Origin of the sequence: Longimicrobium sp. (genome assembly GCF_036387355.1) — a bacterium.
Taxonomy (GTDB): Bacteria; Gemmatimonadota; Gemmatimonadetes; order Longimicrobiales; family Longimicrobiaceae; genus Longimicrobium.
The window spans coordinates 1-17,895 of the sequence record NZ_DASVTX010000016.1; the positions used below are offsets into that span (position 1 = coordinate 1).

A 17,895-nucleotide genomic window follows, 5' to 3' on the forward strand; every position below is an offset into this window, starting at 1 on the left:
CGGCCCTCGTTCAGTTTCGGATCGATGGGATGATCAGGGGGTCGGGAGCGGGCGCGCGGTGGCTTCCAGCTGCGCCTGCACGGCGGCGCCCGCGATGGGGAGCGTCACGGAAGCGCCGCCGCGGCTGTAGGCGCGCACCGTGTATCCGCTCGCGCCCGCCCGCGTGAGCGCCGCGTGCGGCAGCGTGACGCCGAACGCCTCCACCCGGGGGCAGCCCGCCGCGTCCGGGCACTGCTCCACGTCGCGGCTGATGGCCACGTACTGCAGCGTCGTGTTCCCCGGCCCCGTGGCCCGCGACCAGTTGCGGTACTCGCGCGCCCGGTAGCGGTCCGTCACGTACAGCTGGTGCGACACCGCCCCCGTGGTCCGGTTGCGGAAGCTGCGCAGAAAATAGCTGGTGTTTTGCCCGTTTTCCGTCACCCGCTGCTCGCGCCCCACGTACTGCACGTTGGGCGACGCCGCATCCACCCGCGTCTCTACCCCGCCCGGGCTCACGTTCGCCCGCGACGACACCGATCCGCCGCCCGCGCACGCCGCCGTCGCCAGCACCGCCCCGCCCGCCACCGCCTGAAGTATCCGTGCTCTCAACAAGACGCCATCCTCCGTCCGAGCCGTTGTGGAGGATCGATACAAACGATCCCCGCCTCCCAGATCGGGGAAGCGGGGATTGTGCCACGGGAGCAGATGCGCGGCTGCGAGGCGCGTGCAGGCCGGGTGGACGTACATCCTCCTGCCCAACCCACAGTGCGTCGGAATCCGAAGTCGTTCGTCGCCAGCATCGCCTGACCTCGTTCGCCCGGCGCCTCGCTGGCGCCCCGATGCCGGCCGCTGGGCGCGTTGGCTTCCCGCTGGGCGCGTTGGCTTCCCGCTGGCCGCGCAGAGCACCCCGCCCGCCGCTCACTTCGGAGCCTGGGTGTCATCCTGAAGGAGCAGCACGCCGCACCATCCACGGAGCCGAATGCCGTGCGACTGAAGGATCCCGGCCGAACTCTCTGCCGGAACGCTGGCCGGCGTGGCGTCTCCCGGACTCCTCCCCACGCCCGCCGACGCCGGAGGACGACCCGCAGACGGGCGTGCACGAGAGCTTTCGTCCAGACTCCCTGCGCCCGCGCCAGAGCCGGGCACCGTGGACGGCGCCGCACAGCGCGGCTTTGGAGGATGACGCTCACGCTCTGGAGTGAGTGGCAAGGCAGCGACGCCTCACGCCGTCGTCAGAACGTCGCGGATTCGTCCAGGCTCCAGATGCGCGGCGTGCCCAGCTCCACGCTGTTTCCGGCGGGGTCGCGCAAGTAGAGCGAGTGCCCGCCTCGGGGCCACGCGAAGTCGGATTCGATCTCCACGCCCTCGCGGGCCAGGTGCGCGCGCCACCCGTCGATCTCGTTCTCGCGCATGGCGAAGCACACGTGCCCGGGACCCTCCGCGCCGTGGCCGGGCACCATGCCGCCGTCCCGCGTGCGCTCCGGGTTGAAGACCAGGAACACGCGCCCGCCGCAGCGAAAGAAGACGTGCCGGTCATCCACCCGCGTCAGCACCTCCAGCCCCAGCACGCGCGTGTAGAACGCCTCCGCCGCGTCCAGGTCCGGCGCGTAGACGCACGCCTCCAGGATCTCCCCCGCGCGCATCACGACGCGGGCCGCGCGCGGCTCAGGTCCACCACCATCTCCACTTCCACCAGCGCGTCGGGCATCAGCAGCCGCTGGATCTGCACCCAGGTGGCCGCGGGGGTGTGGCCGGCCAGAAAGCGCAGGCGGATGGCGTTGGCCGCGGCAAAGGCGTCCACGTCGCGCGTGTAGACGGTCTCCTTGACGATGTCCGCCGGTGACGCGCCGAAGCGGTCCAGCGTCGCGCGCAGGCGGCGGTACACGCCCTCCACCTGGTCGTTCATGGTCGCGCCGGGTGATACGGTGCCGGAGATGTAGAGCGTGGTGCCCGTGCGCACCGCCTGCGCGTACCCGAACTCCTTTTCGCCCTCGAACTCGTGGTAGATCTCGCGGTTCTGCGCCTGCGCGGCAGGGGCGGCGGCGGCGAGCAACAGCGCGGCAAGGGCGGCGATGCGGAGCATGGATGCGTGCGGTTGTGGGAAGATGACGGTCAGGACCGGCCCAGTCGGATGCCGGCGGAGGCGCCGGGGTTGTCCGCGGCCGGGCGCGAGGACGTCATCCACCCGCCCGCGCGGTAGATCTCGGCCCCGTGCACCTTCGCGGCGCGGCGGGCCAGGCGTCGGTACTTGCCCTCCGCCGTGGCGGCGATGCTGGTTCCGCCCAGCGGCTCCACGATCCGCAGCACCTGCTCCACCAGTCCGGCCGCCGTCCAGCTGTCCCGCCCGGGCCAGAACCGCCGCCTGCGCTGCACCAGCACGATCCAGTGCGGCATCTCCGGCAGCGCGGACACCTGCTTGCGCACCAGGAGCACCCGCTTGATCCCGCGCACCAGCGCCACCGCCTCGCGCACGGCCTCCACCTGCTGCGCGGCCAGCCCATGCGGCAGAAGGACGTCGCCGTTGCGCAGCGCGCCCACGCTGCGCTCGCCGTCCGCCGCCTCCAGCGCCCGCACCCGGTCCTGGATGCGCGCCTGGTACGCGGCGGCTTCGTCGCGCCGGCCCGTGGACGAGAAGTACTGGACGGCGAGGTGGCACGCGGGGAGAATGAAGTTGGCGTCCAGTTCCATCGCGCGCGCCAGGTGCGCCAGCCCCTCCTCGTCCCGGCGGGTGACGAGTTCCTGGCCCAGGATGAACAGCGTTCCCGCGTCCCGCCCGCCCGCCTCCGCATACGCGCGCAGGAGCGGAACCGCCGCGTCGCCGCCGCGCACACCCATCACCAGGTGCAGGCGTTCCAGGGCGCGTTCCGCATCCAGCTCCCCTTCGGCTTCCAGCACCTGCCGCCGCTCGGAGTTGCGCAGAAAGTTCTGGTGCTCCCGGGCCCACGCGGGGTGCACCGCGCCCCACCACGTCCGGCTCATCTGGTCCACCCAGCGCGCGGCCGACGCGCCCAGCAGCGCGTCCGCGGCGCTGACCGTGAGCGGCTCCGGCGCGGGCGCCGCCACTCCCAGCGCGGCGAGCCGTTCCGAGAGCGACGGGTGCGAGTCCCACGGCGCGGTGGGCTGGCCCAGGCTCTCGCCCAGCCACTCCCCCGCCCGCGCATCGGCCGCGGCGGTGCGCGCGCCGTCCCACAGCCGCTGAAACACCGCCGCGGGCGGGCCGGGCTGCTGGCGAATGCCCTCGAACACGCCCGGCCAGAACGCGCGGCCCAGGTAGCCGTCCGCCACGGCCACGCGGCAGAGCGCGGCGGCGCTGGCCGGCGCACCCGCGGCGCGCGCGGCGGCACGGTCCGCCTCGAACTCCTGCTGGCGGCTCAGGACGGCGATGTAGCTGTCAAAGAAGGGTGCGTACCAGCGAAAGAAGACGTTGAAGATCCCCTGCGCGGCGTGCCCGCTCTCCCGCAGCTCCTCCGCCACGCGGTGCCACGTGCTGCGCACCCGGTGCAGCCAGTTGCCGAACCGGCCGTGCCGCCCCGAGATGTGCCCGAACTCGTGCGCCAGCACAGCGCGGAACTCCTCCACCGTGGTGGCGGCCAGCAGCGGCAGCCCCAGCACCAGGTAGTTGCGGTACCAGCCGAACACGCCCAGCCGGGGAAGCTGGGTGACGCCCGCGTTCATCTCATCCGTCAGCAGCACCCGGTGCAGGCGCCCGGCACCCGTAGCGCGGCGCATGGCCTCGATCTCCGCCATCAGCGCGGGGGCGTCGGAGGGCCGCAGCACGATCCCCTTGGGCTCTTCCAACCGGATCCACAGCGACTTGACGCCCATGCCCAGCAGCCAGAGCAGCGGCAGGGCGAGCTTGACGATGATGGCCGTGGCGCGCATGCGGAACAGGCCGTACACCAGCACCGCCGTGGCGAACGCCAGCAGGGCCAGCACGCCGAGCAGGTACGCGTAGCCCAGCACGGCCAGCGCGGCCACGCGGGCGCGGTACAGGGACGGGTGCGCGCGCGCGTACTCGGCCAGGCGCGCCAGGCGCGCTTCGTCGGGATGGGACATCGGGAACGGCGGGAGAGCGGGGTCAGGCCGCGGCGCGGAAGTCCGCGCGGCGAATCGCGGGTTGCTGGATGGTATCGATCCCGCCCCGCTCTGTCCAGATGTTTACGCGCCTGATCGGTCCGTGTTGGCCATTCCGGATCGTCAGCGTTCGGGGGCGGAGTCCGGGGCGCGGAGGTTGTGCGTGCGCACCAGGCTGAGCGAGGGCTCCAACTCGGAGGTGAGCTGCACACGCCATCCTCCGTCCCGCCGGCGCAGGTGCATCACGTGGATGGAAAACTCTTCGTCCACACGCAGCTCTCCGCGGTCGTCGCGCACGAACGCGGTCTGCCGGTAGACGACGTACGCCGCCGTGTCGTTCTCCACCACCGCGCCGATCGGGGAGGGCGGGCCGGGATCGGGCGACTGCAGCTTGTCGCGGAGGAACGCGTCCACCTCCTCGTACGCCGCCATCGCGCCGGCCAGAAAGTCGGCCGGGGACAGTTGCCGCAGCTGCCCGACGGTGCGGATGCCGGGGAAAAGGTTCAGGGAGACGGTATCGTTTGCCACCTCCATCGAATCCGGATGCGGGTGAGCGTCCAGCGTGCCGGACGCTGTATCCACCACGAACTCGTCGCTCGTCGGGTGCTGGCCGTCCTGCGCCTCCACGCTACGCCGGTCCAGCTCCATCGAGAGCAGCTGCCGAAGCTGTTCGCGCTGGTACTCCGCCGCGGAGTTGACCGTCACCAGGTCCGCCGCGGGCCGCCACCGCCGGTCGCGCACCGCATCAAAGTACGCCTGCGCGACGGCCATGGGCAACGCCGGGGAAGTCGATGCGGGTACGCGAGCGGGGGCGGCCAGCGCGAAGCCCGCGGCGATCAGGAGTGGAATGCGGACGCGCGGCATGGCGGTCGAGGCAAGAGTTCCATCGGCGGAATCGGAGGCGGAGGATCGCCCTGCGGTCCGACGGGAGCGTGCGTTCCGGATGGGTGACGGGAAGAGGCTCGCGGACTGATCCGGCCCACTTCGGCATGGTAGGAGCGCGCGCCCATCCTGTCCAGCGTGGCGGAACGCGATGGCAACGAGCGCACCGGCCCGCGCTCCGGGGAGGAGCGCGGGCCGTTCGTCTGAGATTACTATCCGGGTGCTGCCCTGCCGGGCGGTCCGGGCATGCCCGCCGTCCGGTCCGGGCCTTATCCCGGGATCGTATCCATCACCTGGATGAGCGTGTGCGTCTCCGTCCCGATGGGCACGTGGAACGCCCGGGTCATCACCACGCGCCACCGGCCGCGGTGCATCCGCAGCTGCACCACGAGCAGTTCCGGTGTGCGATCCACGTTCTCGTTTTCGCCCAGCCCGTGCGCGACCACGTAGCCGAGCGTGTCTTCACGGATGATTTCGCCCACGATGCGAATGGTGCGGGACTCGCCCGGGGGCGGCTCGAACCGGAACCCCGCTTCGCCAAAGGCGCGCGTCAGGAACTGGGTGGGCGGCATGGCCAGCAGCTCCCGCACGGAGTGCGAGCCGGCAAAGAGGGACAGGTGCAGCGTGTCGTCCGCCACGGGGTTGAACGGCGGGAACGGCATGGACGGCCGGGTGGTGTCGGCCGCGCGCCGGCTGTGCCTCCACGCGCGCACCTGGCCGCGGTGAAACTCCACCTCCGCCAGCCGTGTCACCTCGCTCCGCTGATACCCGGCGGCGGACTCGGGCGTGATCAGGTTCGCCGCTTCACGCCACCGTCCCTCGAACAGCGCGTCAAAGAGCGCCTGGACGGTCTGCGACGGAGTCAGCGGATCCGCGGCACGCGCGGGGCGCGCCGCGGCCAGGCCGGCCGCGGCCGTGAGCGCCGCAAGGGCGGCGAGCGCGCGAAGCGATGGCCGCATGCGCTCAGGACCCCGCGTCCGGGTCGGGATCGCTGGAATACTCCGGCAGCGTGGGCACGGCGAAGGGCACGGCCAGCTGCCGCGACATCGTCACCCGCCAGCGGCCGTTCTCGCGCTGCACCGGCAGCACCATGAAGCTGGGCTCCCCCGCCGGGTCTTCCGGGTCCGGCACCGCCAGGATGACGTACGCCGAGTCGCCGCGCACCACTTCGCCCACCACGGCCGGCGGCGTGGGGCGCTCGCCCTCGTTGTTGAGCCAGGGAAAGGCCTCGCCCAGCGTGCGCGTCATGAACTCCGCGGCGGGCATGTCCAGCAGTTGGCGCACGCTGTACGAGCCGCCGAACACGTCCAGCCGCACCGTGTCCTGCGTGGCAAGGTCGAACGGCTCCCTCTGCGGCAGCAGTTCCGCGGTGTCCGGCGCAACCGAATCCGTGTACGTCACCACGGCGGCCATCTGCGCCATGTACAGCTTGGACTGGGCCGCCTGGGGGACCACCTGCATGCGGTAGCGCGCGATACCGTCATTGCTCACCAGCGCGGCGGCGCCGGCCCAGTTGCGCGTCCAGAGCGCGTTGAAGAACCCCGCCGCCACCTGCGAGGGGGTGTCCTGCGCGGCGGCCACGGCGGGGCACAGGAGAGCGGCGGAAAGCAGGAACGTGCGGATCAGGCGCATGGGTCGATGAGAACGGTGAACAATGCGTGAAGCGGATGACGGGCCGCCCGGATGCAGGGCGGCCCGTGGAAACGCCGGCGCTAGTCGTCGCCGCAGATGCTGTCGAGCTGGGTGAAGTCGATCAGCACCTCGCGGGGCTTGCTGCCGTCGGGCGGGCCCAGGATGCCGGCCTTTTCCAGCTGGTCCATGATGCGCGCCGCGCGGCCGTAGCCGATGCGCATGCGCCGCTGCAGCAGCGACGTGCTCCCGCCCTGGTGCTGAATGCACGACTCGGCGGCCTGGCGGAACAGCTTGTCGCGCTCGCCCGGCTCCTCGTCGGCCTCCAGCTCGCCGCTGTCTTCCTGCGCGCGCACCTCGTCCAGAATGTTGGCCTCGGCCGTGACCGACGGATCCAGCCCGCGCTCCAGCGCCTCTTCGCGCCGCAGACGCGCCTGCTCACGGTACCAGCTCATGAGCTGTTCCGTTTCTTCGGTGGACAGATACGCGCCCTGCAGGCGAACGGGCTCGCTGCTGGCCGGCGGCAGCATGAGCATGTCGCCGTTGCCCAGCAGCGCGTCGGCGCCGTTCTGGTCCAGAATGGTGCGGCTGTCCACCTTGCTGGACACGCGGAAGGCGATGCGGCTGGGGAAGTTGGCCTTGATCAGGCCGGTGATGACGTTCACCGAGGGCCGCTGCGTGGCCAGGATCAGGTGAATGCCGATGGCGCGCGCCTTCTGCGCCAGCAGCGCCAGCGGCTTCTCCACGTCGCCCTGCACCGTCATCATCAGGTCCGCCAGCTCGTCGATGATGAAGACGATGTATGGAAGCTCGCCGCCCTTGTAGATCCACCGGTCCGGATCGCCTTCCTCGCCATCCGCCTCCGGCGAGCGCACGACGCCGCCCTGCTCCAGCCGCTTGTTGAAGTCCGCCAGGTTGCGTACGCCATTGACGGACAGCAGCTCGTACCGCCGCTCCATCTCCAGCACCGCCCACTTGAGCACCGCCGCCGCGTCGTTGTTGTCCGTCACCACCGGGTGCCGCAGGTGGGGAAGGTCGTTGTACATCGACAGTTCCACCATCTTGGGGTCCACCATCAGGAACCGCAGCGTGCGCGGCGTGTGGCGGTAGATGAGGGATGTGATGATGGTGTTGACGCACACGCTCTTGCCGGAGCCCGTGGCCCCGGCGATGAGCAGGTGCGGCATCTTGGCCAGGTCCACGACGGTCGGCCGGCCGGCGATGTCCTTGCCCAGCGCCAGCGGCAGCGCGGCCTTGCTGGCGCGGAAGGCGGCGGATTCCACCGTTTCGCGAAAGAACACCATCTCCGGCGTGGGGTTGGGCACTTCCACGCCCACGGCGCCCTTGCCGGGGATGGGCGCCACGATGCGCACGCTGGGCGCGCGCAGGGCCAGGGCCAGGTCCGCCTCCAGGTTGGCGATACGGGCCACCTTGATCCCCGGCGCGGGGCTGATCTCGAACTGCGTGACGACCGGCCCCGCCGTCATCCCCACGATCTCGCCTTCGATCTTGAAGGTGGCCAGCTTGTCGATCAGCACCTGCCCCAGCTTGTCCAACTCCTGCTTGCTGCGCGTCTCGTCGCGCGGCGGCGGCGCGACGAGCATGGCCGTGGCGGGGAGGTCGTTGGCCAGGGGGTCGCCGCTGTCGACGGGCAGAAGCTCGCCCTGCTCCGCCTTGAGGCCACGCGCGGCGGGTGCGGCCGGCGCCTTGGCCCTGGCCGCGGGCTTCGCGCGGGCGGCGGGCGCGGCGGCGGGCATGGGCCCGTCCGGCAGCGTGGCATCCGGGTCGATGGCGACGTGCGCATCCACCGGAGCCTCGTCCTCGTCTTCCAGCCCGTCCCAGTAGCCCTCGATCTCCGCGTCCTCGATGTCGTCCTCCACCACGGCCGGCGGGCGGACGGGCATGGGCGGCAGGTCGTCGTCCTCCTCGCCTTCTTCCGCGGCGGGAGTGCCGCGGCGCAGCAGCAGCGGGCTGGGGAGGGCCAGCGTGGGACGGGGAAGCGCGATGGCGGCGTCCCGCGTCTTTACGGCCGCGTACTGCCCGCCGCGCAGCAGGGTGCGCAGCGGGTTCCATCCCACCGTGGCGATGCAGAGCGCCGCGAACAGAAAGAAGAGGACGACGGCGCCACCCACCGTGCCCACGAAGGAGACGAGCAGGAGCGCAAAGGCGGCGCCCAGCCACCCCGCGAGCCCGTCCGGCTGCCCCGCCGTGCCGCCCAGCACGCTCAACGACGCGGGCACCACGGCCGCCAGGCCCACGATCAGGATGGACCACCGCACCGCGGGCGCCGCGTCCACCTTGCGATAGGCGAACGCGCCCCAGATGGCGGCGAGCGCCGGCAGGGCCACGGAGGCGATCCCCAGGAAGCCGTAGATCGCCCGGTTCAGGGCGCCGCCCACCACGCCGACGATGTTGCCGGCGGGAAAGATGCGCGCGGCGCCGCCCAGGATGGCGACGGGAAAGAGGCTCAGCGCCAGCAGCAGGCCCAGGGAAAACAGCCCCAGTCCCCACAGCTCGCGGCGCTGCCTGTCATCCAGTGAAAACACAGGTGTCACGGGGTCCAGCGGGATGGTGCGGGAAGGATCACGGAGTGGCGCGGATGCACGCCGGGGAAACAACTGAACGTCCAAGATAGTGCGAAGGCCGCTTCCGGCCAACAGGCGCGCCGGGTTTTCGTGCGGAATGCGGCTTCTCGTTCGCGGGCACCGTGTTACGGCATTTCACGGAGCGCGGGGGCGCAGGGGCGCGGGGATTCGGGGACGCGGGGCGAAGCGGACGGTTTGTCGGGCGGGGCGGCGGGATTCCGCGGCGCCTGGATCGAGAGGACCGCCGCGCGTCCTTGCGGCTCAGGGCCCGGAGACGCAGGATTCCGCACGCCTCTGCCGGTCATCCTCCGGCGCCTCCACGCACTCTCCGGACAGCAGCAGAATGACCACCCGCGGTCTGTTCATCGTCTTTGAAGGGCTCGACGGATCGGGCACGTCCACCCAGGCGCGCATGCTCCAGGAAGGGCTCACGCGCGAGGGCCGGCGGAGCTTTCTGACCGCCGAGCCCACGGCGGGGCCCATCGGAGGGATGGTTCGCCTGGCCATGTCGCACCGCCTGCGCTTCTCGTCCGATCCGCGCGTGGAAGACCGGCAGCTGGCGCACCTGTTTGCCGCGGACCGGTACGACCACCTGTACAACGAGGTGGACGGCGTGTTGGCGCAGCTGGAGTCCGGCGCCACGGTCATCAGCACGCGCTACGTGCTGTCGTCGTTCGCGTACCTGGTGCACGACGACGCGGACCGCGACCTGGTGCAGCGGCTGAACCAGGACTTTCCCCCCGCGGACCTCACCTTTTTTGTAGACACGCCGGTGGAGGTGTGCGTGGAGCGCATCGCGGCGCGGCAGTTCGTGGGCGAGAAATACGAGAACACGCAGAAGCTCACCGCCGTGCGTGAAAGCTTCCAACGCGCGCTGGCGGACTATCCCCACGCGCTCCACGTGGTGGATGGAAGCACGGAGCCCGCCGCGCTGCACCAGCAGATCCTGGGCATCGTGCGCGACGCGCTGGGCGGGCGGTAGCGGAACGGAGGGGGACGGCCCCGGAATTCGGCGGCTCGCGTCCGTCCAACAATCATCGGGAGGCGCAACGCATGAACCGATGACCGCGGAGGGGGGATGCACGGCACGTTTTCCGGAAATCCGAAGACCGAGTGGATGGTGGACAAGACCGCGGACCGGCGGATGAAGCTGCTGGAGGAGTTCTGGTACGACGATCCCGCGGGGCGGCGATGGACGGCGCCCAAGGGGAGCCTGGTGGACGGCGCCAGCATTCCGGCGCCGCTCTGGTCCGCGGTGGGCTCGCCGTACACGGGCGAGTACCGGCGGGCCTCCGTGGTGCACGACATCGCCTGCGACGATCCGGCCGTGAGCCGCAGGGAAGCGGACCGCATGTTCTACTTCGCGTGCCTGGCGGGCGGATGCTCGGAGCGGCAGGCGCGGCTGCTGTACACGGGCGTGCGCATTGGCGCATGGCTCCCCAGGATCCGCCTGTGGAGCCACGGGGCCGCGGTGCGCTCAGCCGCCATGCGCCACGACGTGAGCCCCGCGCTCACCGACGCCAGCATGCAGACCACCTACCGCGAGATCGCCGCCGACATTGAGTCGCGCCCCGACGCCCTGCCCTTTGACGAACTGGAACAGCTGGTGGACGCCCACCTGGAAGCGAAGTCGCGGCAGTAGGGAAGTCCCGTGACGAGGTGGGGAGAAAAGAAGAACACCCCCGGTGGACGAATCCACCGGGGGTGCTCAGTTCTGCCGCTTCCTGACGCGATGCCGCATGGGCAACCCGTTTGATGCGGAAGGTTTGCCTCGCGCTTCGGCTCAGGCGCCGACGCGGCGATCGCTTGCCCGTGTCAGGTTGCAAAAAGCAGTCGTACTGGCCAAGGGATCACCTCCTTCGTTCAGGGTTGAACATAGGGCATGGTCACCGTGGGGGCAGAGCCCCGGGTGGCCCGCGCCGTCATCCATCAAGGACTCCGCCGCGGCCCCGCACTGCCGGTAAGCAGTGCAGCTGCAATAGGATAAAAAGATTCCGCCCGTCGCGCAAGCCCCCCGGTGCACGTCTTTTTCCGTCACCCGCCGTGCGGCAGCCGCCGCGCCAAGCCCTCGGCCCCGGAGCCGCTGGCCGGCGCTCGTGCTGAGTTCATCCGCATTTTTCGGGAGGCCCTCCGGCGCGGTTCGGACGGGAGAGCCGGCGTGCAGCAGACTGCCGATCGTCCCCGAGCGATCGAAAACGCGCTCCATCCGCCGCGCGGAGGCTCGCCCGGTGCACAGGGCCAGCCGACGCACTGCCTGATCGCGTCCGTTGACGGCGTCTGCGTTGCGCGGCAGCAGGGGGACGGGGACGGGCCCAGCGCGGTGAGCGGACTGAAGTCGCCGCAACCACTGCTGAAAGCCTCACGGTACTGCTGTGAGGCTGCATCTGCATGGCGGCCGCCGGGGTGCGCGTCTCCCGGCGGCGGTGTGGGACCGCGTGCGGAAAGTGCCGAAGGGGATCGGCCCAAACGCGAGCGGCCCCCGCGCTCGTGGGAGCGCGGGGGCCGCGGTCGTGCTCCCGGGCGGAATCAGGCCGCGGCAACCGGCTGCGCGATGGTGATCTGCCGGTCCTGGAGCACGGGGAGCACCGTCCGCAGGTCGCGCTGGGCGCAGAAGGCCAGGTCGGCCTCCAGCCCCGCATCCATGATCCCCCGCCCCGCCGCCGTCTCCGGAAACATCGCCGCCGGATCGGGATACGCCACGGCCAGCGCGATCGCCGCGCGGGCGCCGTCGTTCAGCTCCCATGCGTCGTCGGGGCGCGCCGCCATCACCGCCGCGGCAAGCTGCCCCGCGCACACCGCGTCTTCCAGCCCGAACGCGCGGTCGCGCCCGGCGCACAGCAGCACCGGCTCCACGCCCTCGCGCGCCAGGTCGTCCACCACCGCCTGAAAGTTCAGCCACGATCCCACCACCACCCGGCTGCCGGCCGACGCCGCCGCAAGCGCCAGCGTGCCGTTGGTGGTCGACATCACCACCATGCGCCCGGCCAGCCGCTCCGCCGTGAACTCCGCCGGCGAGTTGCCCAGGTCAAAGCCCTCGATGGGGAGCGCCTTGCGCTCGCCCGCCAGCAGCACCTGGTCGCGGCCCAGCGTGTTGGCCAGCCGGATGGCCTCTTCGATGGTGGCCACCGGGTACAGCGTCCGCGCCCCGTTGGCCAGCGCCTCCACGATGCTGGTGGAGGCGCGCAGCACGTCCAGCACCACCACCGTGCGGTCGGCGAGTTCCCCCGGCACCAGCTCGCCGGGGGTCAGCAGCACATCCAGCCTCATCTCAGGCACCCGCCCGTTCCGCCATCCACCGCTCCAGGAACTTGGTATCCACCTGGCCGGCCACGAAGTCCGGGTTGTCCATCACCTCCAGAAGGAAGGGGATGGTGGTGTGCACGCCCTCGATCACCGTTTCCTGCAGCGCGCGGCGCATGCGGGCGATGGCCTCCTCGCGGTTGGAGCCGTGCGCGATCACCTTGGCCAGCAGCGAGTCGTAGAACGGAGGCACGCGGTAGCCGGCGTACACGTGCGTGTCCACCCGGATGCCCGGCCCGCCCGGCGCGTTGAACACCGTCACCGTGCCCGGCGACGGGGCGAAGTTGCGCGACGGGTCCTCGGCGTTCAGCCGGCACTCGATGGCGTGGCCCCGCAGCTGGATGGGCACCTCAGGAATGCTGAGCCGCAGGCCGGCGGCCGCGCGGATCTGCTCCTTCACCAGGTCGAACCCCGTGCACATTTCGGTGACCGGGTGCTCCACCTGGATGCGCGTGTTCATCTCCATGAAGTAGAACGAGTTGTCGTCGTTCAGCAGCATTTCGATGGTGCCCGCGCCCACGTAGTCGATGGCCTTGGCGCCCGCGACCGCCGCGTTGCCCATGGCCTCGCGCAGCTCCGGCGACAGCGCGGGCGACGGCGCCTCTTCCAGCAGCTTCTGGTGGCGCCGCTGAATGCTGCAGTCGCGCTCGCCCAGGTGAATCACGCGGCCGTGGCTGTCGCCCAGGATCTGGAACTCGATGTGCCGCGGGCGCGCCAGGTACTTCTCGATGTACACCGAGTCGTCGTTGAACGCGGCCGACGCCTCTGCCCGCGCCATGCCGAACGCGGCGAGAAAGTCGTCCTCGTCCTTGGCCACGCGCATCCCCTTGCCGCCGCCGCCGGCCGCGGCCTTGATCAGCACGGGAAAGCCGATCTCGCGCGCGGCGGCCAGCGCCTCGTCGGGGTCGGCGATGGCGTCGGTGCCGGGCACGATGGGCACGCCCGTCTCGCGCATGGTGCGGCGGGCCGTCGCCTTGTCGCCCATCAGCCGGATCTGCTGCGGCGTGGGCCCGATGAAGGTGATTTCGCTGGCCTCGCAGATTTCCGAGAACTCGGCGTTCTCGGCCAGGAAGCCGTAGCCCGGGTGGATGGCGTCGGCGCCGGTGATCTCGGCGGCGGCGATGATCCGCGGGACGTTCAGGTAGCTTTCGCGGGCGCTGGGCGGGCCGATGCACACGTCTTCGTCGGCGAAGCGCACGTGCAGGCTTTCGCGGTCGGCTTCGCTGTACACGGCCACCGTGCGAATGCCCAGCTCCCGGCAGGCGCGGATGACGCGGAGGGCGATTTCGCCCCGGTTCGCGATCAGGACTTTACGGAACACGTTGGTCGTCGATTCAGGCGTCGCGGCCGGGCTTCTTGCCCCAGTCCATTTCCTGCTCGCCCGGCTGCACGCCGGAGACGCGCAGGGCGAACTCGGAGGGATTGGACGCGTAGTGCATGGCCCACTCGTAGCTGATCCACCCGCGCGAGTACAGGTCCAGCAGCGACTGGTCGAACGTCTGCATGCCGTACTGCACCCGCCCCTCGGCGATCAGGTCGGGGATGGACTGCGATTCGTCGCCGGTGCGGATGAGCTGCGCGATGGCGGCGGTGTTCACCAGGATTTCGGCGGCGGGCACGCGCCCCGGCCGGTCGGCCCGCGGAATGAGCCGCAGGGAAACAACGGCGCGCAGCGCGTTGGCCAGCATGCCGCGGATTTCCTGGTGCTGGTGCGGCGGAAAGAAGCTGATGATGCGGCCGATGGTCTGCGTCGCATCCGTCGTGTGCAGCGTGCTGAGCACCAGGTGCCCCGTGTCGGCCGCCTTGAGCACGGTTTCCATGCTGGGGCGGTCGCGGATCTCGCCCAGCATGATGACGTCGGGGTCCTGCCGCAGCACGTGGCGCAGCGCGTCGTGAAAGGAGTGCGTGTCGGCCCCCACCTCGCGCTGGCTGATGATGGCGCGCACGTCGCGGTGCAGAAACTCGATCGGGTCTTCCACCGTCACGATGTTCACCGCGCGCCGCTCGTTCAGGTGGCGCACCATGGCCGCCAGCGAGGTGCTCTTGCCGGAGCCGGTGACGCCCGTCACCAGCACCAGCCCGCGCGGGGTGAGCGCCACCTCCTGCAGCACCGGCGGCAGGTCCAGCGTTTCCAGCCCGGGAACCTCGAAGGGAATGCCGCGAAAGGCCATTCCCAGCGTGCCCCGCTGCTGAAAGATGTTGGCGCGGAACCGTCCCAGCCCCTGCACCCCGATGGCGAAGTCGATCTCCTTGCGCTCGGCGAACTCTTCCCGCTGGCGCGGGCTGAGCGTCTGCTCCGAGCACTTCTTGAGGTCTTCCGGCCGCAGGATGGGGAGCTCCGTCTCGGCCAGCTCGCCGTTGACGCGCACCACGGGCGGGCGGCCCACCTTGAGGTGCAGGTCGCTGCCGCCGCGCCGCACCATCTCGTGCAGCGCGTCGCGCAGGTTGAACTCCCGGCCGCCGCCGGCCCGCGCGGCGGCCGCCCCTTCCGTCACGCTCACGCCGGGTCGATCCGGAACAGGACCTGCCCGTACTCCACCGGCTCGCCGTTCTCCACGCAGATCTCGCGGATGGTGCCGGCGACGTCGGCGGGAAGCTCGTTCATGAGCTTCATCGCCTCCAGGATGCAGAGCGTCTGCCCCTTGCTCACCCGGGTGCCCGTTTCCACGTACGACGGCGCCTCGGGGGCCGGCGAACGGTAGAAGGTGCCCACCATGGGCGACTTGATCTCCACCAGGCTGCTGGCGGCCGCGGCCGGAGCGGCGGACTCGGCGGCGGGCGCCGGCGCGGCGGCCGCGGCCGCGGCGGGGAGCGCGTGCTGCACCGCGGGGGCGGCCTGCAGCGCCGGCGCGGCCATGGCGGCCGACACGGGGGCCGGCGGCGGCGTCTTGTTGATGCGGATGCGGGTGCCGCCGCGGCTGATTTCCAGCGAGTCGATGCCGCTGCCGTCCACGGCCTCGATGAGGCCGCGCAAGAAGTCGAGTTCGATCATTTGGCGCGCTCGATGTACTTGTCTTCGCGACGGTCCACGCGAATCAGCTCGCCCTCGTTGACGAACAGGGGAACCTGCACCACGGCGCCCGTTTCCAGCGTGGCGGGCTTGGTGCCGCCGGTGGCGGTGTCGCCGCGCACGCCGGGGTCGGTCTGCGTGATGGCCAGGGTGACGAAGAACGGCAGCTCCACGTTGATGACGGTTTCGCCGTGCACCAGCCCGTCGCACTCCATCCCCTCCTTCAGGTACTTGAGCTGATCCTCGCCGATGACTTCGCCCGCGAGGGGGATGTCGTCGTAGGTCTGCGTGTCCATGAAGTGGTAGTGGTGGCCGTCGGAGTAGCTGTACGTGATGGGGCGGTGCTCCAGGCGCACTTCGTCGATGCGCTCGCCGGCGCGGAAGGTCTTCTCCAGCACGGCGCCGGTGAGCACGTTGCGCAGCTTGGAACGCACCACCGTGTTGCCCTTGCCGGGCTTGTGGTGCTGGAACCACATGATGGTCCAGAGCGTCCCATCCATGTTCAGGGTCATTCCGTTCCGGAAATCGGCCGTCGTCGCCACAATCGCTCCTCGTAGATAACAAAGGGACGGGACTGAAGTGCTCAGTGCCCGGTACCCGGGTTCAAGTGATGGAACCGAAGTGCCCAGTGCTCAGGTTCAAGTTCCGGAACCGAAGTGCCGGAACTGAAGTGCCCAGTGCTCAGGTTCAAGTGCCGGAACCGAAGTGCCCAGTGCTCAGGTTCAAGTGCCCAGTTCAGAGATTCGCGCCGGGCTGCTGGGCACTGGGCACTAGACCCTGGGCACTTTCTTTTCTTCTCACGTGCTCCACCAGCGCGCGCAGCCCCAGCCGGTAGCTGTCGGAGCCGAATCCCGAGATCACCCCCAGCGCGCCGGCCGCCAGGTACGACCGGTGGCGAAAGCGCTCCCGGGCAAAGACGTTGCTAAGATGCACCTCCACGTACGGACGCGCCACTCCCGCCAGCGCGTCCGCCAGGGCGATGCTGGTGTGCGTGTACGCGCCCGCGTTCACCACGAACCCGTCCACGCGCGCCGCCTGGCCCTGCACGTGGTCCACCAGCGCGCCCTCGTGGTTGCTCTGAAAGGACGCGACTTCCACGCCCAGCTCCGCGGCGAGCTCCACCACGGCGGCATCCACGTCGGCCAGGGTGGCGCGGCCGTACACCTCCGGCTCGCGCGTGCCCAGCAGGTTCAGGTTGGGCCCGTGGACGACGGCGATCCTCACCGCTTCAGGCTCTGCAGCCAGGCCTGGAACGACTCCAGGTCCTCGTCTTCTTCATCTCCGCCCGCGGGGGTGCCGGCCTGCGCCGCCGGGGGCGCGGGCGGCGCCGCGGGAGCGGGCACGGGCTCCAGCTCCGGCAACGCGCCGAACGACGGCGTGGGCTCCGGCGCGGGCGCGGGAGCCGGTGCGGGTTCGGGCGCGGCGGGGCCGGAGAAGAAGTCCTCGAACGAGAAGCCGTCCCTGGCCGGGGCCGCGGGTTCCGGCGCCGCGGGGGGTGCGGGCGCTTCCCAGGGCAGCATTCCCTCGTCGTCCGTCTGCGCGGGCGGCGCGGCGGCCAGGTCGTCCGAAAGCTCGAAGCTGCCCAGGTCCGCCGGGGCGGCCGGCGCGGGGGCCGCGGCCCACGGCTCGTCGTCCAGCGGCAGGTCCAGGTCCGCCACGGGCGCCGCGTCCAGCGGCGACGACCACGGATCCGCCGGTACCGAGGGCTGCGCATCCGCCGCGGGGGCGGACCAGGGATCGGCTTCGGACGGCTGCGCCTCCGCCACCGGAGCAGACCAGGGATCGGCCTCGGACGGCTGCGCGTCCGTCGCGGGCGCGGCCCAGGGCGCGGCGTCCAGCGCGGGGAGGTCGTCCGCGCGCGTGCCGAAGTCCATCGGGGCGAAGTCGTCCACCGAGGCGGGCTCGTCGTCCGCCACCGGCTCGTCCGCGGGGAGGTCGAACGGCATGGGCGCAACGTCGTCCGCGGGCGCCTGCAGCGGTTCGGGCGCGCGCTCGTCCGCGGGCGCGTCGAACGGCAGGGGCTCCGCGCCCCCCCCGAACGCGGGAACGTCCGCCTGGCCGGCATCCGCCCACGGCAGCGCGGCCGCCTGGTCCGGCACCGTGAAGTCGGACACGTGCGTCTCCATCGCGGACGCATCCGCGGTGGAAACGTCGAAGCCGGACTCTTGCGGCACGTCGTCCGCTACGTCCTGCGCGGGAGCCGGAGCCTCCGCGACCGGGGCGGAAATGTCCGCCATCGGCGCGGGGACGGGTGCGGACGGCGCGGCGCCCGGCTGCCAGGTGAGCAGCGAGGCGAAGTAGCTCTGCATCGTCCGCCCGGCGGCGGATGGGGCCGAGGAAGCGGATGCGGCGGCGGCCGGCACGTCGTCTTCCTCGTCGTCGCCCTCAAAGCCGAGGGGCGCGGCGGCGACGGCCCAGTCCGCGCTCATCTCCGCG

16 protein-coding genes and 1 pseudogene are annotated in these 17,895 nt (G+C 71.2%); 2 read left to right on the forward strand and 15 right to left on the reverse strand.

All coding sequences use genetic code 11. The features are described from left to right. Window positions 1–33: 33 nt before the first annotated feature. The 8 genes from VF665_RS00885 to VF665_RS00920 form a co-directional block, all read right to left on the reverse strand. Window positions 34–588, reverse strand: coding sequence for a hypothetical protein (locus VF665_RS00885; RefSeq protein ID WP_331051510.1), 555 nt, complete (start codon window positions 586–588; stop codon window positions 34–36). A gap of 623 nt (window positions 589–1,211) precedes the next feature. Further along, window positions 1,212–1,622 carry a VOC family protein gene (locus VF665_RS00890; RefSeq protein WP_331051511.1) on the reverse strand — a complete coding sequence of 137 codons (411 nt, stop codon included), beginning with the start codon at window positions 1,620–1,622 and terminating at the stop codon, window positions 1,212–1,214. Next, on the reverse strand, window positions 1,622–2,062 hold the full coding sequence (locus VF665_RS00895; RefSeq protein WP_331051512.1) for a RidA family protein: 441 nt from the start codon (window positions 2,060–2,062) through the stop codon (window positions 1,622–1,624). Before VF665_RS00895 ends, VF665_RS00890 begins: the two co-directional genes overlap by 1 nt. A 29-nt stretch (window positions 2,063–2,091) precedes the next feature. After that, window positions 2,092–4,035: a M48 family metallopeptidase gene (locus VF665_RS00900; protein WP_331051513.1), complete on the reverse strand. Its 1,944-nt coding sequence runs from the start codon at window positions 4,033–4,035 to the stop codon at window positions 2,092–2,094. 141 nt (window positions 4,036–4,176) lie between these two features. After that, the gene (locus VF665_RS00905; RefSeq protein ID WP_331051514.1) at window positions 4,177–4,824 is read right to left on the reverse strand and encodes a hypothetical protein; all 648 of its coding nucleotides are present in this window, start codon (window positions 4,822–4,824) and stop codon (window positions 4,177–4,179) included. A 380-nt stretch (window positions 4,825–5,204) separates the two neighbouring features. Continuing rightward, window positions 5,205–5,894 carry a hypothetical protein gene (locus VF665_RS00910; RefSeq protein WP_331051515.1) on the reverse strand — a complete coding sequence of 230 codons (690 nt, stop codon included), beginning with the start codon at window positions 5,892–5,894 and terminating at the stop codon, window positions 5,205–5,207. A 4-nt stretch (window positions 5,895–5,898) separates the two neighbouring features. After that, window positions 5,899–6,567, reverse strand: a complete 669-nt coding sequence (locus VF665_RS00915; protein ID WP_331051516.1) for a hypothetical protein — start codon at window positions 6,565–6,567, stop codon at window positions 5,899–5,901. Window positions 6,568–6,647: 80 nt separating this feature from the next. Next, window positions 6,648–9,119, reverse strand: a complete 2,472-nt coding sequence (locus VF665_RS00920) for a DNA translocase FtsK (RefSeq protein ID WP_331051517.1) — start codon at window positions 9,117–9,119, stop codon at window positions 6,648–6,650. Between the two features lie 373 nt (window positions 9,120–9,492). Here VF665_RS00920 and tmk point away from each other — a divergent pair, with 373 nt between their 5' ends. Together tmk and VF665_RS00930 are read left to right on the forward strand one after the other, a co-directional pair. Further along, complete coding sequence (tmk, locus tag VF665_RS00925; RefSeq protein ID WP_331051518.1) at window positions 9,493–10,131, forward strand: dTMP kinase; 639 nt, start codon at window positions 9,493–9,495, stop codon at window positions 10,129–10,131. A gap of 96 nt (window positions 10,132–10,227) precedes the next feature. Next, complete coding sequence (locus tag VF665_RS00930) at window positions 10,228–10,791, forward strand: DUF1353 domain-containing protein (RefSeq protein ID WP_331051519.1); 564 nt, start codon at window positions 10,228–10,230, stop codon at window positions 10,789–10,791. An 884-nt stretch (window positions 10,792–11,675) separates the two neighbouring features. Here VF665_RS00930 and VF665_RS00935 read toward each other — a convergent pair. The 7 genes and pseudogenes from VF665_RS00935 to VF665_RS00965 form a co-directional block, all read right to left on the reverse strand. Further along, window positions 11,676–12,416, reverse strand: coding sequence for a 2-phosphosulfolactate phosphatase (locus VF665_RS00935; RefSeq protein ID WP_331051525.1), 741 nt, complete (start codon window positions 12,414–12,416; stop codon window positions 11,676–11,678). Window position 12,417: 1 nt separating this feature from the next. Then, window positions 12,418–13,770, reverse strand: coding sequence for an acetyl-CoA carboxylase biotin carboxylase subunit (gene accC, locus VF665_RS00940; RefSeq protein ID WP_331051520.1), 1,353 nt, complete (start codon window positions 13,768–13,770; stop codon window positions 12,418–12,420). A 13-nt stretch (window positions 13,771–13,783) separates the two neighbouring features. Beyond that, window positions 13,784–14,950: a type IV pilus twitching motility protein PilT gene (locus VF665_RS00945; protein WP_331051521.1), complete on the reverse strand. Its 1,167-nt coding sequence runs from the start codon at window positions 14,948–14,950 to the stop codon at window positions 13,784–13,786. After that, window positions 14,947–15,438, reverse strand: a complete 492-nt coding sequence (gene accB, locus VF665_RS00950; RefSeq protein ID WP_349263084.1) for an acetyl-CoA carboxylase biotin carboxyl carrier protein — start codon at window positions 15,436–15,438, stop codon at window positions 14,947–14,949. Before accB ends, VF665_RS00945 begins: the two co-directional genes overlap by 4 nt. Beyond that, window positions 15,438–16,001, reverse strand: a complete 564-nt coding sequence (gene efp, locus VF665_RS00955; protein ID WP_331051523.1) for an elongation factor P — start codon at window positions 15,999–16,001, stop codon at window positions 15,438–15,440. Before efp ends, accB begins: the two co-directional genes overlap by 1 nt. A gap of 193 nt (window positions 16,002–16,194) precedes the next feature. After that, window positions 16,195–16,683: a type II 3-dehydroquinate dehydratase gene (gene aroQ, locus VF665_RS00960; protein ID WP_331051524.1), complete on the reverse strand. Its 489-nt coding sequence runs from the start codon at window positions 16,681–16,683 to the stop codon at window positions 16,195–16,197. Beyond that, window positions 16,680–17,895: pseudogene (locus VF665_RS00965) on the reverse strand (hypothetical protein); the annotation flags it as partial. The pseudogene VF665_RS00965 and the gene aroQ, both read right to left, overlap by 4 nt.